20 protein-coding genes and 1 pseudogene are annotated in these 20,557 nt (G+C 68.7%); 10 read left to right on the top strand and 11 right to left on the bottom strand.

Features of this window, described 5'->3' with window-relative positions:
• Positions 1-40: 40 nt before the first annotated feature.
• Complete coding sequence (locus ABT129_RS29110; RefSeq protein WP_351907519.1) at positions 41-2,233, bottom strand: MMPL family transporter; 2,193 nt, start codon at positions 2,231-2,233, stop codon at positions 41-43.
• Positions 2,234-2,341: 108 nt separating this feature from the next.
• Here ABT129_RS29110 and ABT129_RS29105 point away from each other — a divergent pair, with 108 nt between their 5' ends.
• From ABT129_RS29105 to ABT129_RS29095, 3 genes are all read left to right on the top strand, one after another.
• On the top strand, positions 2,342-2,950 hold the full coding sequence (locus tag ABT129_RS29105) for a TetR/AcrR family transcriptional regulator (protein ID WP_351907517.1): 609 nt from the start codon (positions 2,342-2,344) through the stop codon (positions 2,948-2,950).
• Positions 2,951-3,036: 86 nt separating this feature from the next.
• On the top strand, positions 3,037-3,525 hold the full coding sequence (locus ABT129_RS29100) for an SRPBCC family protein (protein ID WP_351907515.1): 489 nt from the start codon (positions 3,037-3,039) through the stop codon (positions 3,523-3,525).
• Positions 3,522-4,844: an NAD(P)/FAD-dependent oxidoreductase gene (locus tag ABT129_RS29095; RefSeq protein ID WP_351907513.1), complete on the top strand. Its 1,323-nt coding sequence runs from the start codon at positions 3,522-3,524 to the stop codon at positions 4,842-4,844. Before ABT129_RS29100 ends, ABT129_RS29095 begins: the two co-directional genes overlap by 4 nt.
• Before the next feature lie 42 nt (positions 4,845-4,886).
• On the opposite strand, the gene ABT129_RS29090 is transcribed toward ABT129_RS29095, so the two are convergent.
• The 6 genes from ABT129_RS29090 to ABT129_RS29065 all read right to left on the bottom strand — a co-directional run bounded on the left by ABT129_RS29090 (position 4,887) and on the right by ABT129_RS29065 (position 12,671).
• Positions 4,887-6,149: a PucR family transcriptional regulator gene (locus ABT129_RS29090; RefSeq protein ID WP_351907511.1), complete on the bottom strand. Its 1,263-nt coding sequence runs from the start codon at positions 6,147-6,149 to the stop codon at positions 4,887-4,889.
• 121 nt (positions 6,150-6,270) lie between these two features.
• Positions 6,271-7,206 (bottom strand): alpha/beta fold hydrolase, encoded by a 936-nt coding sequence (locus ABT129_RS29085; protein ID WP_351907509.1) that lies wholly within the window; start codon positions 7,204-7,206, stop codon positions 6,271-6,273.
• 12 nt (positions 7,207-7,218) lie between these two features.
• Positions 7,219-8,751 (bottom strand): flavin-containing monooxygenase, encoded by a 1,533-nt coding sequence (locus tag ABT129_RS29080; protein WP_351907507.1) that lies wholly within the window; start codon positions 8,749-8,751, stop codon positions 7,219-7,221.
• Between the two features lie 68 nt (positions 8,752-8,819).
• Positions 8,820-10,250, bottom strand: coding sequence for a flavin monoamine oxidase family protein (locus ABT129_RS29075; protein ID WP_351907505.1), 1,431 nt, complete (start codon positions 10,248-10,250; stop codon positions 8,820-8,822).
• A gap of 212 nt (positions 10,251-10,462) precedes the next feature.
• The gene (locus ABT129_RS29070) at positions 10,463-11,899 is read right to left on the bottom strand and encodes a gamma-aminobutyraldehyde dehydrogenase (RefSeq protein ID WP_351907503.1); all 1,437 of its coding nucleotides are present in this window, start codon (positions 11,897-11,899) and stop codon (positions 10,463-10,465) included.
• 202 nt (positions 11,900-12,101) lie between these two features.
• The gene (locus ABT129_RS29065) at positions 12,102-12,671 is read right to left on the bottom strand and encodes a helix-turn-helix domain-containing protein (RefSeq protein ID WP_351907501.1); all 570 of its coding nucleotides are present in this window, start codon (positions 12,669-12,671) and stop codon (positions 12,102-12,104) included.
• A 250-nt stretch (positions 12,672-12,921) separates the two neighbouring features.
• Here ABT129_RS29065 and ABT129_RS29060 point away from each other — a divergent pair, with 250 nt between their 5' ends.
• Positions 12,922-14,049 carry a zinc-binding dehydrogenase gene (locus ABT129_RS29060; RefSeq protein ID WP_351907499.1) on the top strand — a complete coding sequence of 376 codons (1,128 nt, stop codon included), beginning with the start codon at positions 12,922-12,924 and terminating at the stop codon, positions 14,047-14,049.
• Between the two features lie 222 nt (positions 14,050-14,271).
• Here the strand turns inward: ABT129_RS29060 and ABT129_RS29055 are convergent, their stop codons facing one another.
• Complete coding sequence (locus ABT129_RS29055) at positions 14,272-14,505, bottom strand: tetratricopeptide repeat protein (protein ID WP_351907497.1); 234 nt, start codon at positions 14,503-14,505, stop codon at positions 14,272-14,274.
• Positions 14,506-14,579: 74 nt separating this feature from the next.
• Here ABT129_RS29055 and ABT129_RS29050 point away from each other — a divergent pair, with 74 nt between their 5' ends.
• Together ABT129_RS29050 and ABT129_RS29045 are read left to right on the top strand one after the other, a co-directional pair.
• Positions 14,580-14,840 carry a hypothetical protein gene (locus tag ABT129_RS29050; RefSeq protein ID WP_351907495.1) on the top strand — a complete coding sequence of 87 codons (261 nt, stop codon included), beginning with the start codon at positions 14,580-14,582 and terminating at the stop codon, positions 14,838-14,840.
• Positions 14,841-14,847: 7 nt separating this feature from the next.
• Positions 14,848-14,988: pseudogene (locus ABT129_RS29045) on the top strand (IS5/IS1182 family transposase); the annotation flags it as partial.
• 122 nt (positions 14,989-15,110) lie between these two features.
• Here ABT129_RS29045 and ABT129_RS29040 read toward each other — a convergent pair.
• Positions 15,111-15,797, bottom strand: a complete 687-nt coding sequence (locus ABT129_RS29040) for a hypothetical protein (protein ID WP_351907493.1) — start codon at positions 15,795-15,797, stop codon at positions 15,111-15,113.
• 1,229 nt (positions 15,798-17,026) lie between these two features.
• Between ABT129_RS29040 and ABT129_RS29035 the strand changes: the two genes are divergently transcribed.
• Positions 17,027-17,653: an NPCBM/NEW2 domain-containing protein gene (locus tag ABT129_RS29035; RefSeq protein WP_351907491.1), complete on the top strand. Its 627-nt coding sequence runs from the start codon at positions 17,027-17,029 to the stop codon at positions 17,651-17,653.
• A 334-nt stretch (positions 17,654-17,987) separates the two neighbouring features.
• The gene (locus tag ABT129_RS29030; protein WP_351907489.1) at positions 17,988-18,437 is read left to right on the top strand and encodes a hypothetical protein; all 450 of its coding nucleotides are present in this window, start codon (positions 17,988-17,990) and stop codon (positions 18,435-18,437) included.
• 8 nt (positions 18,438-18,445) lie between these two features.
• Here ABT129_RS29030 and ABT129_RS29025 read toward each other — a convergent pair whose 3' ends face one another.
• Both ABT129_RS29025 and ABT129_RS29020 read right to left on the bottom strand, forming a co-directional pair.
• A complete protein-coding gene (locus tag ABT129_RS29025; protein ID WP_351907487.1) occupies positions 18,446-19,336 on the bottom strand; it encodes an SDR family oxidoreductase in 891 nt (296 codons plus the stop codon).
• A gap of 49 nt (positions 19,337-19,385) precedes the next feature.
• Positions 19,386-20,012 carry a flavodoxin family protein gene (locus ABT129_RS29020; protein ID WP_351907485.1) on the bottom strand — a complete coding sequence of 209 codons (627 nt, stop codon included), beginning with the start codon at positions 20,010-20,012 and terminating at the stop codon, positions 19,386-19,388.
• Between ABT129_RS29020 and ABT129_RS29015 the strand changes: the two genes are divergently transcribed.
• Together ABT129_RS29015 and ABT129_RS29010 are read left to right on the top strand one after the other, a co-directional pair.
• Complete coding sequence (locus ABT129_RS29015; RefSeq protein ID WP_351907483.1) at positions 19,909-20,382, top strand: DUF317 domain-containing protein; 474 nt, start codon at positions 19,909-19,911, stop codon at positions 20,380-20,382. The two genes, ABT129_RS29020 and ABT129_RS29015, sit on opposite strands and share 104 nt — an antisense overlap.
• Positions 20,333-20,491, top strand: coding sequence for an aldehyde dehydrogenase family protein (locus tag ABT129_RS29010; protein ID WP_351907523.1), 159 nt, complete (start codon positions 20,333-20,335; stop codon positions 20,489-20,491). The genes ABT129_RS29015 and ABT129_RS29010 overlap by 50 nt, the downstream gene beginning before the upstream one ends.
• The last annotated feature ends 66 nt before the right edge of the window (positions 20,492-20,557 follow it).

Genomic DNA, 20,557 nt, shown 5'->3' with positions numbered 1-20,557 from the left:
GCCGTCGTCGATCGACGACGGCGGCTGCCGGCTGCTTGCCTCAGACGTGCGCGCGGGGCTTCGCGTGCTTGCCTGCCGGGCGCTTCTGCAGGCTCGTTCCCTCCACATCAAGGTCGGGCAGAAGCCGGTCGAGGTCCTTAGGCAGCCACCAGGCGTACCGGCCGGCCAGCGCGAGGACGGCAGGCACGAGGGTGAGTCGGACGGCGAAGGCGTCGATGACCACGCCCACGGCCAGGGCGAAGGCGATCGGCTTGATCAGGGCGTCGTCCAGGGGCACGAACCCGGCGAAGACGGTGAACATGATCAGTGCGGCTGCGGTGACGACCCGCACGCTGTGCCGTGCGCCGTCGACCACCGAACGGCGCGCCCGGCCCGTGTGGACCCACTCCTCGCGTATGCCGGACACCAGGAACACCTCGTAGTCCATCGCGAGGCCGAACAGCACGCCGATGAGGATGATGGGCAGGAAGCTGACGACCGGTCCGGTGTGCGGGACGCCGATCAGGTCGGCGAGCCAGCCCCACTGGAAGACCGCGACCACGGCGCCCAGTGAAGCGGCCACCGAGAGCAGGAATCCGAGGGCGGCCTTCACCGGGATGAGCAGCGAGCGGAAGACGACGGTCAGCAGGATCAGGCTCAGGCCGACGACGATCAGGACGAACGGCACCAGCGAGTCGCCAAGCCGGTTGGACAGGTCGATGGTGACGGCGGTGGTGCCGGTGACGGCGAGGGAGGCGTCGGTCGCGTTCTCGATGCCGGACGCGGCCTCGCGGATGTCCCGGACGAGCCGGTCGGTCCCGGTGCTGTCCGGGCCGCTCGCCGGGATCACCTGCACGACGGACTGCGCCGGGTCGCGCGTGGGCTCGGGCGGCAGTACGGCCGCGACCCCCTTCAGGCCTCGCAGTCGCTGAGCCACCTCGGCCCCGGTCTTCGCACCCGCCTCGTCCCGGGCGTCGACGAGGACGAGCAGGGGGCCGTTGAATCCCGGGCCGAACTTGTCGCTCACCTTGTCGTACGCGACGCGTTCGGTGGATCGGGTCGGGGCCGAGCCGTTGTCGGGCAGGGCCAGGCGCAGGCCGGCGGTCGGCAGCGCCATCGCCGCGAGGGCGCCCGCGACGACGAGGACTGTGATCAAGGGCTTCTTGACGGCGGTGCGGATCCAGCGGGTGCCCAGGGTGGGCTTGCCCTTGTCCGCGTCGGCGGCCCTCCGGGCGGCGGGGCTGCCGGGCTTGGGTGCCAGGCGGGTGCCGGCGTAGCCCGCGATGGCGGGAGTCAGGGTGATCGCCGCGAGGACGGAGACGAGGACGGCTCCCGCGGCGCCCAGGCCCATGGTGGTCAGGAACGGGATGCCGATGACGCTCAAGGCGGCGAGCGCGATGATCACGGTGCTGCCGGCGAACACGACGGCGCTGCCGGCCGTTCCCACCGCCAGAGCGATGGACTCCTGGGGATCGGTGCCCCGCGCCAGCTGCTGTCGGTGCCGGGCCAGGATGAACAGCACGTAGTCGATGCCGACGGCGAGGCCCAGCATGAGGGCGAGGGTGAGGGCCGTCGAGGAGATGTCCAGCAGAGGCATCAGGGCGAGCAGTCCGGTCAGCCCCACACCGACGCCGACCAGGGCGGACGCCAACGACATCCCGGCGGCGAGCAGGGAACCGAAGGTCACCACGAGGACGATCACCGCGACGCCGACGCCGACGATCTCCGAGGGGCCGATGTGAATGCCCGAGCTGGAGTAGACGGTGCCGCCGACCGAGGTCTCCAGCCCGTCTCGTTCGGCCTTCTCCGCGATGGCCTCGATCGCCTCGACGGACGAGTCGTCCACGTCGACGTACTCGACCGGGTACAGCACCTGGACGATCGCCGTGCTCCCGTCGGGCGACACCGCGCCGGAGGTGAGGGGGTCGACGGCGGCGCTGACCTGCGGCGCCTTCTGCGCCGCCGCCGTGGCTTCGGCGAGGGCGGCGCCGTATCGGGGATCGGTGACCCTTTGGCCTTCGGGCGCGGAGAACACGATCTGCGCGTTCGCGCCGACGCCTTCGGGCAGCGTCCTGCGGAGGTCATCGAGGGCGCGCTGCGACTCGGTCCCGGGCACGGAGAAGCGGTCGTCGGTACTGCCTCCGGAGACTCCCACGCAGGCGATGAGAGCGGCCAGCACGGCCAGCCACATGCCGAGGACGAGGTTTCGGTGTTCGTGGGCACTACGCCCCAACCGATACAGGAGGACAGCCATGGGTGACTCCAGAGAGAGGGAAGAGCGACACGCAGGCGCAGGCGGGCAGCAGTCACCGCACATACGCAACGCATCTGACATGCAGAGTGTATGTGATATTCATGGCGGGTGGAAAAGCTGCGAGACAAGTACGCGGAGAACACCCGCCGGGTTCTGCTCGACACAGGGCTGCAACTCTTCGCCGAACGGGACTTCTCGGCCGTCTCGGCCGAGGAGCTCGTGCGTACGGCCGGGCTGACCCGCGGTGCGCTCTACCACCACTTCAATGGCAAGCCCGGACTCTTCGAGGCCGTCTTCGAAGAGCTGGAGCGCCAGGCCACCGAGCGCATCGGAACGGCGGTCGCCGACCTCACCGACCCGCTGGAACGCGCCGACCGAGCCGTCCGCACGCTCCTCGATGTCAGTGCCGAACCCACCTACCGGCACATCGTGCTCCAGCAGGGCCCCATCGCCCTTGGCTGGGCGCGCTGGCGACAGCTGGACCAGCGCCACCTCGGCGGCATGCTCCTCGGCATCGTCGACACGGCACTGGCGGCCGGCCGGATCCGTTCCTACCCGGCCGACCTGATCGCCGGAGCGTTCTACGGCGCGCTGACCGAACTGGCGCTGACGATCTCCGAGTCCGACGACCCAGAACAGGCCCAGAGTCAGGCCGCTAGCCTCGTCGCGGACCTGATCGGTGGTCTGACGACCAGCGGCGGCGCGGCGTCGGAGTGACAGCGGTGCAGTCTGTCGCACCTCCCGCCGGGCCCCGGTGCACTCCTGCGTAGAGGCGGGCTCAGCGCTCTCGGCACTGTTGCGGCATGCCTACCTTTCGAGAATTCAGCGCCTCAAGGCTGATGCCGGTCCCCGTTGCGGCGGTATGGGACATCGCCAGCAACCCGCGCCGCAACGCCGAGTGGGTCAACAACGTACAGCGGGTGACCCGGGCGGACTCCACCCTGGAAGTGGGGCAGAGCTTCGAGGAGCGGAGCATCGTCGTCGGGCCCTGGACGGTGATCACGAGGTGGACCCTGCTGAGCAGTGACTTCCACCGTGAGCGGATGTACACAGGGAAGGGATTCCCCGGTGTCGGCGAAGTGCGACCGTTCCTCCGGTTCCAGCCCATGCTCGATTCGTCCGGCCGGGAACACACCTACGTGACCTACGGCTCGTCGCTCGGACTCAACCCCGTCGTGGCGCGCCTGCTGAGAGCAATGCTCACCGCTGAATTCGCCGCGTCCCTGGCAGGGCTGGAGCAACTGGCCGCCCGTCATCCGGCAGCCCGGGGCGTGGAAGAAGGACCGGCATGAGCGCGAATGTAACGTCCGCTATCCAGTACTCGTCGTTCAGCGGATGGATCGACCGCCCGTCCGACCACGCTCCGGCGCTGGAAGGCCAGATCGACGCCGATGTGGTGGTCGTCGGCGGAGGCTACCTCGGCATGGGCACCGCGTTGCGGCTGGCCGAGCGGGGCGTCGACGTGGCTCTGCTGGACAGCCAGTTCTGCGGGTGGGGCGCGGCCTCGCGCAACGGCGGATACCTCACCAACACCCTGGCCGGGGATGCCCAGATGCTGGCCGCTCTGCACCCGCGGCGCCTGCGCAAGGCCATCCGGTTCGCCGACGCCTCGGTCGAGTTCTCGAACGGGCTGATCGAACGTCACGGCATCCAGTGCGACTACGAGCGCACGGGGAACGTCATCGCCGCCGTCACCGAGGGGCAGCTGAAGCGGTCGCGGCACAACGCCGGGATCCTGGTCGACGCCGGGGCCGACGCCGAGTTCGTCGACGGCCGTGAGTTCGGTCTCCCGGACGCCTTCCTCGGCGGGATCTTCGAGCGGGCGGGCGGCCTGATCAATCCGGGCAAGTACGCCCGCGGTCTGCGTGACGCGGTGCTGAAGTCGGGCGCCAGGGTCTACGAGAACAGCCCGGTCGGGTCGATCCTGCCCGGTCGCGCCGGCCTCGTGGTGACGACGCCCAACGGGCGGATCCGGGCGGAGCGCGTCGTGATCGCCAACAACGCTCACTCCCGCGACCTCGCGATCACTCCGCCCCGGATGACCGCGCCGCTGTGGGTCTCCCTCGTCGAGACCGAACCCATCGATCCCGAGCGCCTGCGGGCGACCGGCTGGACCAGCCGCGTCGGCATCTCCACGCACCATCTCGCCCTGGAGAGCTACCGCATCACCCCGCGGAACACGATTCTCTTCGGGGTCCGCCGGCCGGAGGTCGCCCGTGGTGCCCTCGGCGCCCGCGAGGTCGATCCGCGCGTCGCCGCCGACCTGGTGCACGCCTTCCGGCAGCGTTTCCCCACCCTGAGCGACGTCGAACCGCGACGCGCCTGGGGCGGATGGATCGCGATGACCCCGTCCTGGCTGCCGGTGGTGGGCGAGGCCACCGACAACGTCTCCTACGCCATCGCCTGCAACGGACACGGCCTCGCCCAGGGGCCCTACCTCGGCGCTCTCCTCGCCGACCGGCTCGCCGGCGACGACCCCCACGAGGACTTGCGGACCCTGTGGCGCCGGCGCCCGTGGTTCTCGCCCTCCCCCGCTTCCAGTGCCACCGCGGTGCGGGCCGCCTGGGCCGTCGACAGGCTGTCGGACCGGCTCGGCCGACGAGAGGGCTGATCCGCGGACGTAAGCCGTGCACATACTCCTCGCCCGTGCCGATCACCCGTCGCGCAGTTGCACCAGCATCAACGCGGCCGCGACGCTGGGCGCGTTCTGGGCCAGCGGCAGCGGCAGCAGCTGATCGGCGCGGGCGAGGCGGCGTTCGACGGTGTTCCGGTGGGTGTAGAGACGGTCGGCGGTGCTCGACGCGTTAAACCGTTCACTCACATAGGCGAGCACCGTCTCCCGCAGCTGGGTGTCCGCCTTCGCGAGATCCCCCAGCGTGTCGGTCACGAACCGCTCCGCCTGCGCCAGATCCGCCGTCAGGACGGACACAAGCTGGACGTCCTCGTAACGGACGACGGCACGCGCGGAGCCCAGCCGGGCCAGGACCCGCTGCGAGGCCGCGGCATCCAGGTGGCTGCGACGAAATCCCTCAAGGTCTTTCGCCGGCCTGCCCAGCGTCACCCGCACGCCCGGCAGGTCGGCCAGCTCGCGCTCGACGACCGCCACGGGCGGCGTGCGGCCGGCGGGCATCCAGAGCCACAGGGCGGCCGTGCTCGCGACGATCGTCAATCGCCGATGGGCTCCACAGACTCGCATCACCCGTTCCGCCGCGTGCTCCAGACGACGGGCCCGGTCGATGGCGTCCACCCACACGATCGCCGCGATGTGGTCCCCCGTCAGGGCGTAGCCGAGTTGGGCCTCCGCCCGCGCTCTGCTGATCGGGGCACCTTCGAGCAGCAGCTGAACCGTCGCCTGCCGTTCGGCCTGCACACCGCGGGCCAGATCCTGCCGTTCCTCCTCGATGCGGGCGTACAGGACCCTGATCGAGTCGTCGACGTAGGCCGCTATCGAGTACTCCGACACCTCCAGCAGGTCCCGCAGGTCCTCCCGGTCGTCCGTCACCGCGAAGCAGGCGTCGATCCACAGGCGCCACGCGACCCTTTGCACGGCCCGCCAGGAGCCGAGGTCGTCGATGTCCATGCCCCGCCGCACCAGGTCGCGTGCGAAGACGAGAGTCTCCTGCTCGACGAGAGGCGGGACGCGCCGCCCCGGGCTGTGCATGTTCGCGGTGAGCCAGTGCAGCGCGCTGGCTTTGTTCATGCGCCGGTCACCCTCGGCGAGCACCGGGTCGTCGACGATCGCCCGGTACCGCGTGCCTCTCTGCGAGGCCGCCAACAGCTCGTTGACGAACCCCGGGGCCGTCTCCAGGAGCCGTTCGGCGACCGAGCGCATCAGCGCACCCACCGCTTCTCTCGGCGGGGGCCACAGTTCGTCGGTCTCCGGTACTCCTTCCGAAGTGGGTCCGGTCTGTTCCATATGTGCATGGTGCACCATCGCCCCCAGGCTCGGTGTCAGGCTGTCCCGGCCACGCCGGAAGGCCCAGCGGGGCACCGAGTGAGGAAGTCTCGGTGCCCCGCCGGGCCTCGGAGCGCGCGTTTCAGCGCGTCCGTCCGGTGGTCCGCTGTGCGCTCGCGATGTGGGCGGCGATCTCGGTGATCACGTGCTCCGCAAGCGAGTCCGGAAGGTGATGGCCCATGCCCGGTACGACGGTCAGCCTCGCGCTCGCGATGGCCATGGCGGTGGCGTGGCCGCCCGTCGGATGGACCATGGGGTCCCGGTCACCGTGGATGACGAGGGTCGGTGCGGTGACCGTACCCAGCTCTGCCGTGCGGTCTCCCGACGCCTGGATCGCCTGGATCTGGCGGGCCGTGCCGGCGGCGCCGTCCCCGGCCGTCCTGTCCCAGGTGCTGACCGCGTGGGCGGCCTCGGCCACCTCGTCGACCGGATGGCACGTCCCGGCCAGATGCGCGGTGAGCCGCAGGTGCGCGCGGACCGCCTGTGCCCGGGTGCGGGGCGGCGCGCTCGCCAGGAGCAGCTTGGTGGAAGCCGCCGGCTGACCGGCCCTGGGATCGCCGGTCGTCGAGTAGATCGAGACGAGCGATCTCGTACGGTCGGGGAATCGCGCGGCCATCGACTGCGCGATCATGCCGCCCATGGATCTCCCCACCACGTGGGCCGGTCCGACGCCGAGGTGCTCCAGCAGCAGCGCGCTGTCCGTGGCGAGGTCGGCCAGCGTGTAGGCGTCGGCGCGGGGCCGTACCAGGAGCTGGCGCAGGACGCTCGGCGGAGGGTCCTGGGCGAAGGTCGACCGGCCGCAGTCGCGGTTGTCCATGCGAATGACATGGTGGCCGCGGGATGCGAGGGTGCTGACGAAGTGCGACGACCAGGTGGTGAGGTCCTCGCCGAGTCCGCCGAGCAGCAGGACGGGGGGCGCGCCGGTCTCGCCGTCGAGGCGGTAGCAGAGCCGGGTGCCGTTAGGCAGCCGGACGAAGCGATCCTGTGAAGTGGTGGTGGCTTCCTTCATCTCGGACATCGACCCGCTCCCCTACGCGCCGACGTTCCGGGCGGCCGGCTCGCGGAACGGCCGGTCGGCGCGCGACGTGAACCGCAGGCTGTCGTCGAACAGCGGCCCGCGCAGCAGCTTGGCGTCCTCCGGGTAGGACAGCGCCATCTTCCAGGGCTGCTCCGTCCCCTGGCGGGGGATGATGTCGCTGGAGCGCTGCGCGTATCCGGCGCTGATGTCCATGACGGGGCGCGTCTCCATTCCGGGCTCGGCCACGGCGACAGCGGTGTCGTAGCCGAACGCATCCATGTGCTTGACCAGGCTGCAGAAGTATCGGCAGACGAGGCTGATCTTCAAGGTCCATGACGAGGTCGTGTATCCGACGGCCATGGCCCAGTTGGGAATCCCCGACATGAGCGTGCCGCGATAGGCGATCGACTTGGAGGTGTCGATGGGCTCGCCGTCCTTGAAGAGGTCGATTCCGCCCAGCACGCGCATGTTCAGGCCGGTCGCGGTGACGATGACGTCGGCCTCCAGTTCGCGGCCGGATTCCAGCCGGATTCCGTTCTTGGTGAAGCGGGCGATCTTGTCCGTGGCCACCGAGGCGTGCCCGTCCCTGATCGCCTTGAAGAAGTCCCCGTCCGGCGCCAGACACAGACGCTGGTCCCACGGCTTGTACGGGGGGTTGAAGTGTTTGTCGACGTCGAAGCCCTCGGGAAGGGACTTCTTGTTGACGTAGCGGATGAACGCTTTGCCGGCACGCGGGTACTTGCGAAGGCCGACCACGATCCCCCGGTCCATCCAGATGTTCTTGAACCGGGTCAGCGCGTACCCCCGCTGCTCGCCGAACATCCTGGTCAGCAGGAGCGCCACCGAGTCCACCCGGGGAGCCGGCAGCACATAGGTAGGCGTGCGCTGCAGCATCGTCACGTGCGCGGCGGCGCCCGGGCCGGTGGCCATCGACGGGACGATGGTGATCGCCGTGGCTCCGCTGCCGATCACCACGACCTTCTTGCCCGCGTAGTCGTAGCCCTCGGGCCAGTGCTGTGGGTGCAGGATGTCGCCGGTGAAGTCCTCGCGGCCCTCGAAGCGGGGCGTGAACCCTTCCTCGTAGCGGTAGTAGCCGGTACCGGCGAAGACCCAGTTCGTCTTGATCTCCTTGCGTACCGGTGCCTCGCCCGCCGTGCCGTCGACCTCCACGGTCAGCGTCCACGCGGCGTCCGCGGTGGACCAGTGACCGGAGACGACCCGGTGCCGGAGCCGGATCAGACGGCCGAGCCGGTTCTCCTCCACGGTCTCGTGCAGGTAGTCCCGGATGAGGGGGGCGTCGGCGATGGCCGCCCGGTCCTTCCAAGCCTTGAACTCGTACCCGAAGGTGTGCAGATCCGAGTCCGAGCGGATGCCGGGATACCGGAACAGGTCCCACGTGCCCCCGATGTCGGCGCGCCCTTCGAGGACGACCACCTTCTTGTGGGGGAACGCCTTGGTCACGTAGCGGGCGGCGCCGATGCCGGAGATTCCGGCACCGATGATCACGATGTCGAATTCCTCGGGGGCGCTCTTCGATTTGCTCATCACATTCACCCTTTGTTCGGCTCGCTTTCGCGATACGGACAACCTTGCCCGCGGGGATTCGGCGCCCACTACGCCGTCATGCGGCGGCTTGCGGCCACGGACGGTGCACTCTGCACACCCGCCGCGCGCCGTACCTCCTCGGCCGCCCGCTCGCCGGCGCTGACTGCGCCGTCGATGTAGCCCTGGTTGAGGACCGCGGTCTCCGTACCGGCCCAGTGGATCCGCCCGACCGGCTGGCGGTCCGCGTCGGTGTACTGGGTGAGTACGCCCGGGGGACGCGAGCTCACGCAGCCGCCGATCCAGGGCTCGTGCGTCCAGTCCTGCTCGAGGTAGGCGGTGGGACGGGCCGCCTCGGGGCCGAACAGGGTAGTCAGGTCGGCCAGGAAAGCCGCCCGGCGTGCCTCGGGGTCGTCCAGGATCTCGTCGGTCCAGCGCAGGCCGTAGCCGGACCCTGCCGTGCCGACGAAGGTGAGGAGGATGCCGACGCTTCCGTCGGGCGGTGAGTTGTCGACGACGTAGCTCGCGACGGGGAGGTCGGTGACCGCCTGGCCGCTGAAGCCCCGCTCCCGCCAGAAGGGCCGGTCGTAGACCGCGAAGATCTTGCTCTCGGTCCCGTTGCACCACCGCCGCTGGAGCATGGCCCGGCGGGTGGGCAGATCTGGCGTGAAGCGGATGCGGTTGGCGTCGGACGGAGCCATGGCGACGATGACGCGGTCCGCTCGTACGTCGATCCGCTCCGACCTCACCAGGACACCCTGGTCGCCCTGGTGGATCTCGGAGACCGGGGAGTCGAGGACGACCCTCTCCCCGAGTTGCTCGGCCATGCGGAGCGAGATGACCTGGGTGCCGCCCACGACCCGGGATTCCTGGGCTCCGCCGGTGATGTTGACCAGGTGGTCGATCCCGCCGCAGCCCGCGATGCGGGCGAGCTGGACGAGCAGCGACGTGCTGTGGAGGTCCTCCCCATCGGTCACGCTGAAGGCGAGCGTGAACAGCAGGCGGACCTCTTCGGTGAAGGTGTTGGCGTCGATCCAGTGACCGAAGGTGGTGTTGTCCCACTTGCGCGCGTTCTTGGCGGTCCACGGCGCGTCCAGCGGCACCGAAGCCGCCATGCGCTCCAGACGCAGCTGCGCCTGGGCGTAGTCGGCGAGGACGACGGGGCCCAGTGGCGGGATCGTACCCGTGTAAAGCTTGGTCCTCCCCTTGCGGCGGTAGATCGACTTGCCCTCGACGTACGTCTTGAAGGTCTCGATGCCGAGCTCGTCCAGGAGCGCCAGGATCCGGTCCTGCCCCGGACCAACCCACTGCCCGCCGCCCTCGGTGATCACGCCGTCGCCGACGTCGAGGTTGACGGTGCGCCCGCCGACCCTGTCGTTCGCCTCGATGACGATCACCGAGCGACCTGCCTCCGTCAGCCTCCGTGCAGCCGTGAGACCCGAGACGCCGGCACCGATGACGACGACGTCTGCGCTTTGTGGTGTGTGTGTCGACCTGTTCATGACGTTCCTCTCCGCGGTGGTTCCGAGGCGATGCGGTGCTGCACTGTGCAGCCTGCGGCTTTCGGAGGGGGCGCCTCCACACCTCTCTGCTCCGGCCTGGCGGCGAGAGGTGTGCAGGTTGCACCACTGTGTCCGGGAGGGGAACGAGGCGGTGACCTGGCCGGAGCATGGACACCACCTCAGAGGGCGCGAGGGGCCGAAGGCCGGGAGACCTATCCGTCCAGGGAGGTCATGACGTGCTTGATGCGGGTGTAGTCCTCGAAGCCGTACGCGGAGAGGTCCTTGCCGTAGCCGGACTTCTTGTAGCCGCCGTGGGGCATCTCGGCGACGAGGGGGATGTGGGTGTTGATCCACACGCAGCCGAAGTCGAGGGACCGGGACATGCGCATGGCGCGCTGGTGGTCCTTGGTCCAGACGGAGGAGGCGAGGGCGTACTCGACGCCGTTGGCGTACTCCAGGGCCTGCGCCTCGTCCCGGAAGGACTGGACGGTGATGACCGGGCCGAAGACCTCGTTCTGGACGATCTCGTCGTCCTGCTTGAGGCCGGAGACGACCGTCGGGGCGTAGAAGTAGCCCTTCTCGCCGACCCGGTGACCGCCGGCCTCGACCTTGGCGTGGGCCGGGAGGCGCTCGATGAAGCCGGCGACCTGCTTCAGCTGGTTGGCGTTGTTGAGCGGGCCGTACAGCACGTCCTCGTCGTCCGGCTGACCGGTCTTCGTCACGGCGGCGGCCTTGGCGAGCGCGCCGACGAACTCATGGTGGACGGACTCGTGGACGAGCACGCGGGTGGCGGCGGTGCAGTCCTGGCCGGCGTTCGAGTATCCGGCCAGGGCTATGTCCTCGACGGCCTTGGCGATGTCGGCATCGCCGAACACCACGACCGGGGCCTTGCCGCCGAGCTCCAGGTGGACGCGCTTGACGTCCTTGGCCGCCGACTCGGCGACCTGCATCCCGGCCCGCACCGAGCCGGTGACGGAGACCATCGCCGGGATCGGGTGCTCGATCATCATCCGGCCGGTCTCACGGTCGCCGCAGACGACGTTGAAGACGCCCGGCGGAAGGATCTCGCCGACGATCTCGGCAAGCAGCAGGGTCGAGTCCGGGGTGGTGTCCGAAGGCTTGAGGACGACCGTGTTGCCCGCGGCGAGGGCCGGGGCGAACTTCCACACGGCCATCATCATCGGGTAGTTCCACGGCGCGACCTGGGCGCAGACGCCCACCGGCTCGCGGCGGACGATGGAGGTCATGCCCTCCATGTACTCGCCGGCGGACTTGCCCTCCAGCAGTCGGGCGGCGCCCGCGAAGAACCGGATCTGGTCGACCATGGCGGGCACCTCGTCCGCCGCCGTCAGGGCGAGAGGCTTTCCGGTGTTCCTGGACTCGACCGCCACGAGTTCGTCCGCGCGGGCCTCGATCGCGTCGGCGATCTTCAGCAGGGCCAACTGTCGCTCGGCGGGGGTGGTGTCTCGCCAGTTCCCGAACGCGGCAGCGGCGGCGGCCATGGCCGCGTCGACGTCGGCCTGGCCGGAGAGCGGCGCGGTGGCGTAGACCTGGCCCGTCGTCGGGTCGATGACGTCGGTGGTGCGGCCGTCCACCGCATCGGTGAACGTGCCGTTGACGTAATTGCGCAGACGTATGGGCTTACTCATGGGTTCGACTCCTTGTTTGCGAGGTGCGGGCGCCGCGTTCGACGCCCCGGAATGAGGGTTCGCTGATCGGCAAGAGGCATGGCGGGACCGGGCGGTGGCCGCCATGGCGGCTGCCGCCTCCCGATGAGGTCGTGTCAGGTTGTGGGATCGACGGAGCGGTTGAGACGCGACGTCCGTCCGTCCGCGGAAGGCGTGGCCGGCCTCAGGAGGCGTCGTGGACGCGCTGGGACTGCTCTCTGGGGATGGGCGGGGCGATGGACCACAGCGCCTCGGCCTCGTCCTGCGCCGGGTTGTCCCACGCGTGGGCCGACCGCGCGGAGAACGTGTGGGAGTCTCCGGCCTCCAACAGGATCTCCTGCCCGTCGACGGCCAGGCGCAGGCTGCCACGGACGACGACCACGAAGACGGTCTCGGATTCCAGGGTGTAGGCACCGCCGGAGCCGCCGCCGGGATCCAGGATGGTACGCATCACCTGGACGTGTTGTTCGGTCGCGGGTGTGAGGAGATATTCGCGGATCTTCTCGCCACCCATCTCCAGCGGAGCCCCCAGGCCACTGCGGACCACAGCTTCGTCCGGGTAGTCGAACAGCGAGCCGACCGAGATGTCGAGGGCTTCGCACACACGCAGCAGCGTCGGTACCGAAATGGTGGTGCGGCCGCGTTCCACAAGGCTGAGGAAGCCTTTGGTGACGTCCGCGAGGACGGCCACCGCCTGCAGCGTGAGCCCCCGTCGCTGGCGGTCGGCGCGCAGCTTGGGGCCGAGCCGGGACATACGGGGATCCGCTGTGTCCTGGTCGGGTTCCTGGGGCTGCGGAGTGGAGGGCTTCACGCTGCCTCGCTTCCTTCTGACGGCCGGGTCCCGGGTGAGACGGGGCGGTGGATGCGGCGGTGGGGCTTCCCACGAGCGAGTTTAGCGGTGTAAAACCTCCTTAGGAAGTTTAGTGTCACTAAACTTGCATCAGCCGGCCCCCGTCCTCCGCCCTCCTGCCGCTCTCGCCGCGGCCATAGCCCTGGAGTACGCCATGAGCACACCCCCACGCCCTGGACGCACCGTCCGCGCCGCGGTCTTCAGCCGCCCGGGAGCACCGATCGAAATAGCTGACGTCCAACTGGCCGCCCCCGGCCCCGGAGAAGTCGAAGTGGCCATCACCGCGGCCGGCGTCTGCCACTCCGACCTGCACGTCCTCAAGGGCGAGTGGGAAGTCCCCGCACCCGCGGTGCTCGGCCACGAGGGCGCGGGGATCGTCACCGCCCTCGGTGCCGACGTGACCGACCTGGAGGTCGGCGACCACGTGGTGCTCTCGTGGGTTCCCAGTTGCGGAACCTGCCGGCAGTGCCGACTCGGCCGACCGTGGCAGTGCGAGCCCGTCGCCTCCGTCATCGCATCGGGCGGCGTTCTGTTCGACGGCACCAGCCGCTGGAGCCGCGACGGCGGCACCCTCCACCACTACCTGGGCGTTTCCTCCTTCGCCGAGCGCGTCGTGGTCCCGGCCTCGGGCGCCATACGGATCCGGCGGGACGCACCCCTGGACGTCGTCGCCCTGATCGGCTGCGCGGTAGCCACCGGCGTCGGGGCCGTCCGCAACACCGCCGCCGTCGAGGAAGGCGCCACCGTCGCCGTGATCGGCTGCGGCGGGGTGGGCCTGTCGTGCGTCCAGGGCGCCCGGCTGGCAGGGGCCTCCCGGATCGTCGCCGTCGACATCGACAGCTCGAAGCTGGACACCGCCCGCCGCCTGGGTGCCACCGACGCCGTCGACTCCTCACAGGTGGACGCCGTCCACGCGCTGAGGGGCGCCGTGCCCGAGGGCCTGGACTACGTCTTCGACGCCATCGGCAAGATCGCCACCACCGAGCAGGCCATCGCCGCGCTCGGCCAGGGAGGAGCCGCCGTCATCGTCGGCCTGCCTCCCATCGGGTCCACCGCCCGGTTCGCCCCCCTCACGCTGGCCGAAGCCAACCAGCGCATCCTCGGGTCGAACTACGGATCCGTCGATCCCCAGCAAGACATCCCACAGCTGGTCGACCTCTACATGGACGGCCTGCTCGACCTGGAATCCATGATCTCCGCCCGCCGCCCACTCGACCAGGCCCAGGCCGCACTCGACGACCTCGCCGCCGGCCGCGCCCTGCGCACCCTGCTCACCACCTAGGGCGGATAGCCCGCAGGATCGACAGGGCCGACGAACACGCCCTGAAACCCCCCGCTCGCAGCGACCTTGCCCGGCGGATCACCGCAGCAAGTCACCGGTCAGGGGCCCACACGCAGTGGTGGGCGTCTGCGACATTCACGTTGCACGCGGCTTCCCCACGGTGGGAAGCCGCGCCGTCGTCGGCAGCGTTTGCGGGACGATCCAGCCGTGTCCACGGCCAGTTCACCCAGACGGTCTCGCCCTCGTTGGCAGACGTCTAAGCCAAGCGGCGACATCCAGCGAACGTCGCAGGTCTGCGTCGAACCGCTCCGGGGTCGCCTCGGCGAGCGCGCGACGGATGCGAGTGGCTTCCTCGGCCGCGGCCAGAGCCTCCGCCCGCCGCCCCACCTTCCCCAGAGCGACGGACAGGTTATTCAGGGATGTGGCGAGGTCGGGCAGGTAGGCATCCGGGTTCACCTCCGCCAGCGGATGGTAGTGGCGTACGGCTGGTGAAGCATGGTGGTGAACCCGCTGCGCGACCGTCCCAGCCCATGATCATGGGGCTCGATGAAGACAGCGAGCCGGACGGCCCCGAGGAGTACCTCTCTGAAGGGGAGGAAGCGCGGGCTTTCGCCGAGCTGAACCGGCTGGCCGAGGAGCTGAAGGGGATCGATCCGGCGGCCTTCGGCGGCTACGAGGGTTTCTCTGGCCACGGCTCCTGGACCGCTGGCTCTACTGACCTCGACCTGACTGAGCCAGGGCCAAACGTCCCCGGAGTCCGGGGATGCCAGGTCGACCACCGACTGAGATGATCTTCATGTGGGCGCTGTGATCACGGTGTCGGAGCCGTCATGGATAGCACCGTACTCCGGGCTCACTTCGAAGGAGTTCGGCAATCTGATCACCGTGCTGCGGCGCGGAAGCTTGCCCATGGTTTGCAGTGGCCGTCCGTGGAGTCTTCAACCGGGAGCTCAGCGGCTTCCATCGCTCGGACATCGCGGTCTACTTCACCGTCGCCTTCTTGGCCTTGACCTTGGGGGGGGACAGCTGGCCCGAGACCGGAACGCGGTCCACAGGGGAAGCTACGTTCCACATAACTTCAGGGGCTGAGGCGACACTGCTTCCACCGCCCCACTCATGAACGTTCCCTTCATGACGTGCTTCCCAGGTTCTCTGGTCAGGAGGCCGCGTTCACGACGCCAGCGAACGCCCTCCCGGTCAGTGAAATCGACAGCCACTTCTTCGATCTCCACCTCCCATTCCTTCTTGAAGATGGGCCAGTTCAGCGGCGAGCTGTCAGAGCCGGGCAGAACGGGAATGTAGTGGTCCGGTCTGGGGGGCGACTCGTTGTACGCCAGGTTTTCGAATGTGAAGACCATGTCGGAGCACGGCGGCACGCTGGGCAGCGCCGCGCGGAAGAGGACCACATCCTCTTCGGGGTATCCGTCGGGCGGGAGGAGCACGGTGAAGATCATCTGGACAGTGGAGATGGGGTCGGGTGACCTGTTCATGAGATGCAGGCGGCTCTTGCCATCCTGTTGGAGGTCTGTCCAGAAGGAGATGCGGGCTGCTTGGGCCCGCTTCTTCTCTTCGGCCGCTTCCCCCGACTGGTCGAGTTGGTCTTGAGAGACCAAGGCCCCGAACAACGTCGCCACACCTGTGGTGATGAGACCTGCAAGGCTCGCGGCGATCGTGACGATCACGCCAGTCCTGACCAGCCGGGGGTGTTCCTGTCGCTTCGGGCTTTGAGGTACGTCTTCGTCTGCCACCCCTCGACGATGCGAGACGCCGGACGTTGCACGTTGAAGGCAGACATGTGACACAGCCGAGATCGATCATTCGGCTCATGCCCCACCGGTTGTGCGACATCCCGTGGGTCCTCTGAACCTCCCCGAGCCCTCAACCCCTCGGCCAGGGAGCGCCGGACGGGGCCAGAACGGACAGTCGGGCCGGGGTTCGGCGGGCGGCTGGGTACGTTCGCCGGTCGGCTGCCGCTGCCGGGTGGCCAGCAGTGCGGTGAGGGTGGCCGGTTCGGTGCCGGTGACGGTGGCGATCTTGTCGATGCTCAAGTGCAGCGTGCGGTGGAGCAGGTCGCCGTCCCGCCGCCTCCAGTGAAGACCGGTGGGGACCCGGACTGGGCTGAGCGACTCATGGTCATCACCGCCAGGCTCGCTCAGCGATCGGCCACGGACCTGACCAGCTGTTGGCCGTGGTGCGGCGGGGCTGTCGGCTGTCGGCTGTCGGCTGTCGGCTGTCGGCTGTCGGCTGTCGGCTGTCGGCTGTCGGCTGTCGGCTGTCGGCTGTCGGCTGTCGGAAAGCGTTGATCACCAAGCGGTACAGTCCCGGCCAAGAATCCAGCGGGCAAACATGGCCGTTGAAGTGCCGGTTCAGCTGACGTACGAGGTGACATGACGAGAGATATCTGACGGGTTGAAGATTCAGCTGCGCCACAGCCCGGCTGGCCGATGCGCGTCCCGCGTCCTGCGGACAGCCGCAGCCCTGCTCGGCGCGCTGATCATCGCCAACCTGATGGCGAGAGGCGTTGACGCCCCCGGCGGTGGGTTTGTGGAAGTTCCTCGGATGCGTGTGTGGGAAACGGGAGTGCTGGTGCTACACAAGAGCGGTCTGGTTCGGCGCAGGACTCGAGCGACTTTGGTCACTGATCACCAGACATCTCGGCGCCAATTGCCGCCGGCGTCGGTTCGGAAAGGTGACCGACTTCCGCTCTCGCGCCGGGTCGCGGGCCAGGCGCCGTCGGCAAGAAGAAGCAGCCGACGAAAGGCACGCCACGATGGGCCAACTCCGGTGCCACAGTGGCCACTTGCTCGTATGATCCGACTAGAGTGCGTGCCGGATGCAGCTGTGTCTGAGGGGGAATCGCATGAGCAACGACGCCGTACCACCGAACAGCGTGCCACCGGTTCCCACGTCTCCTCCCGTACCGCCACCGCCGGCTGCGCCGCCCGCAGCGGCCCCGCCGCCCCGCAGGATCGGGGAAGTGGCGGCGCTCATCTCGGCCCTTGCTGCCGTGGCTGGTGTGCTGCTCGGCTTCTTCGGGCTTCCGGCCGTGGTCAACTCGCCCACAGCGCGTAAGCAGGTATCGCAGGCGCCCGTCATCACGACGAGTCCGTCTCCCACGGTGGACGGAACGACCTCCCCGCCAGCCACCGGTCCTGACGACGTCTCGGAGGGTCCGTCGGAGGCACCGTCCCCGCCGCCGCCCGCCTTGCCGTCGGGCACTGTGCCACTGAGCGCTCTCGACCCGGTCTCTGGAGGCGACAGCTATGAGCTCAGGTCGGTGAACATGGGCTCCAAGCTCTACGACCAGGCGATGGTGTTCAACGAACAGTGCATCGGGCATGTCGAGTACAGCATCAATCAGCGGTACAGGTCTTTCTCCTTCGTGGCAGGGCTGGACGACAATGCCACGGCCGAATCGATCAAGTTCACGATCAGAGGCGATGGCCGAGTGCGGAAGACGGTCGGAGCGGAGATCAACCGTCCGCAGACCGTGACCGTGGACATGACGGGGGTGGTGAAACTAGTCATCGAGACCGAGATGCCGAACGGCTGCAAGCTCTCGGGTGTGCTTCCCGCCCTGGCGAACGCCACGCTCCACTCGTGACCGCGGGCGGCGGCACCCCTGGCAGCGGATGCCTGCCCTGAGTACCCGCCCCCGACCGGTACTCGGCACACCGTATGGCTCCACACATGATCGGCCGGACAGGTGCTAGAGCTGCCCTAGGGATATTGCCAGTGCACCGTCGGCTCGATCCCGGCGAGGAACCGCTGCAGTGTGCCCACGCTCGCAGGTGCGCACACCTTTCGGGGCGAATGCGCCCCCCTTCGCATGAACTCAAATAGTTCGTAACTCTGAGTAACGTTTCTGCTTCTTAGGGTGCGGCTTGGGGTGAGTCGACCGGCGAACCCCACACCCACCTCCGAGGAGTCAACTGATCATGACCACCCCTGTCGTCGACATCTGGGGCCCTGCCGCTCCGGAAGCCCGAGCCGAAATCTCCTCCTCACCGGAGCCTCACGATGAGTGGGAGCTCCCCGGCGGGAAGGCCTGGATCTTCTACAGGCCGCTGAACCGCAGGCAGCTCATCCGGCCGGTCATCCTCTCCGATGGCTTCTCCGGCGGGCCGAGCAGCCTAGACCGGCTCTGGGCGGGCCTGGAGGAGAACGGCGACTACCGCTTCATCTCCGAGCTCCACGCAACCGGCCGGGACGTGGTCATCCTGGGCTACGACGACCGGGCAGCATCGATCACGGCGAACGCCGACACCGCCATCGACTGCATCCGCCGAGCCCTGGCCGAGCGGGTGTCGGACTGCATACAGGGCGTCGCACCCGTCGGCGGAGCTGTGGACGGTGACAGGACTCTCCTGGTCCGGTTGGGAAAGTGACCGTCTTTTCACGGCAGCGGGGTTCCTCCCGTGGCGTTGATGATTTCTCCGGTGATGTAGCTGGCGTGGGGCGAGGCCAGGAAGACGTACGCAGGAGCCATCTCCGCGGGCTGGGCGGGTCTGCCCAGGGGCGACTGGCTGCCGAAGTCCTTCACGTCCGGCATCGTCGCGGGAATCAGAGGCGTCCACACCGGGCCGGGGGCGACCGCATTGACGCGGATACCGCGCTCGGCGAGCATCTGCGCCAGGCCTTGCGTGAACGAGATGATCGCCGACTTCGTCATCGCGTAGTCGAGCAGATGAGGGCTGGGCTGGTAGCCCTGAACGGATGTGGTGTTGATGATGGAGCCGCCGCGGGGAATGTGGCTCAAAGCGTTTCGGGTGAGCCAGAACATTCCGTAGAGGTTGGTCTTCATCACCCGGTCGAACTGCTCTGTGGTGATCGCCTCGATCCCGTCCGGCTGAGCCATCTGGTAGGCGGCGTTGTTGACGAGGATGTCGATGTGCCCGTGTTCGCTTACCGCACGGTCGATCAGGGACGCGCACTGGCTCTCGTCGCGGATGTCGCACACGACGGGCAGGGCTTTTCGGCCAGCTCCGTGGATCAGCCGCACGGTTTCCGTGGCCTCGTCAGCCTCCTCGGGCAGGTGGGTGAAGACGATGTCGGCGCCTTCGCGTGCGAAGGCTAGACAGACGGCCCTGCCGATGCCGGAATCGCCACCGGTGACGACCGCCGCCTTGCCGACGAGGACGTCGTGACCGCGGTACGAATCCTCACCATGGTCTGGACGTGGCCGCATTGAGCCAGTCGAGCCGGGATGGTCCTGCTCCTGGTCGGGAAACGGGGGACGCGGGTAAGCGGTCACTGGATCGGGAACGTGCGCTTGTTCCTGGGACATCGTGGTGGCCTCCGGGAGGGGTCTTCTGCTGCTCGGGTTCCGATCCCGTTCAGGATGCGGCGGGGTACGGGGAGGCCTTGAGGCGGCGGGCGAGGTGTGCGGTGTTGGCGGCAAGGGTCGCGGTCGCGTCCGCGGTCGCCTCCGGGGTCTTGTCGAGGTCCTGGTAGTCCGTCTTGTGCATGGCTTCGCCGACCCAGTAGGTCACGGCGTTCGGGGCGAGGGAGAAGCCGACGTCGTTGAGCCCCTGGAAGAGGTCGGCGCTCACCTTGTGCGCCCCGTCCTCGTTGCCGACGACGCACACGGCGGCAACCTTGCCGTAGGTGAGCATCCGGCCCTGCTCGTCGGTCTCGGACATCTCGGCGTTCAGCCGTTCCATCACCCGCTGGGCGGTACTCGCGGGATGACCGAGCCAGATCGGCGTCGACAGCACAAGAATGTCGCAGCCCAGAATCGTGCTGCGGATCTCCGGCCACGCATCACCGTCGCCCATGTCGGTCTCCACGCCGGCCCGCACATCATGGTCCGCGACACGGATCACCTTGCCGCTCACACCGTGCTCGCCCAGAGCCGCCATGGCCTGCTCGGCCAGCAGCTGCGAACTCGACCGGGCCGGAGAGGGGGACAACGTACAGACGAGAGCGACGGCACGTAGGGGGGTCGTTTCAGAGGCGTCCATGACCAACCACTACCCCCAGGCCTCATTCCTATCTCGTCTCACGAGACACTCAGGCCCAGATGGCCAGGGAGCGCCGGCCGAATTCGATCATGAAGCCCGACACCGCACCGATGTCGCCTGGACGACCGCCGAGTACGACGGCCCGGTCGGCGAACGCGTCTGGCACGCCGCGATCACCGCGGGCACGCCAGTCCCCTTGATCACGACGATCCTCCAGCGCCTCGACGCCCCTCCGGTCTGGTCCAGCGGGGCCTCGGAGACCGGCATACAGGTCGGCTTTTCGTCGCGCATCCCGCCCCCGCGCTGGTGCCGATCACCGGATCCACCAGGGCAGGCATCGAGGCCGCCCGATCGACCTCGGCCGGGCTGAAGCAGCCTCCCTGGAGCTGGGCGGCAACGCCCCCGCTCTCGTCTTCGACAACATGGACGTCGAGGCGGCCGCGGACGGCATCGCCCCCGCCTGCTTCGAGAACTCCTGACAGGACTACACCGCGCCACCCGCGTCGTGGCACACGAGAGGGTCCACGAGGCTCTGCTGGATTCCT

Origin of the sequence: Streptomyces sp. NPDC002057, from assembly GCF_040296665.1 — a bacterium.
Classification (GTDB): Bacteria; Actinomycetota; Actinomycetes; order Streptomycetales; family Streptomycetaceae; genus Streptomyces.
The sequence above is the reverse complement of the archived record's forward strand: the minus strand, read 5'-3'. Positions and strand labels throughout refer to the sequence as shown.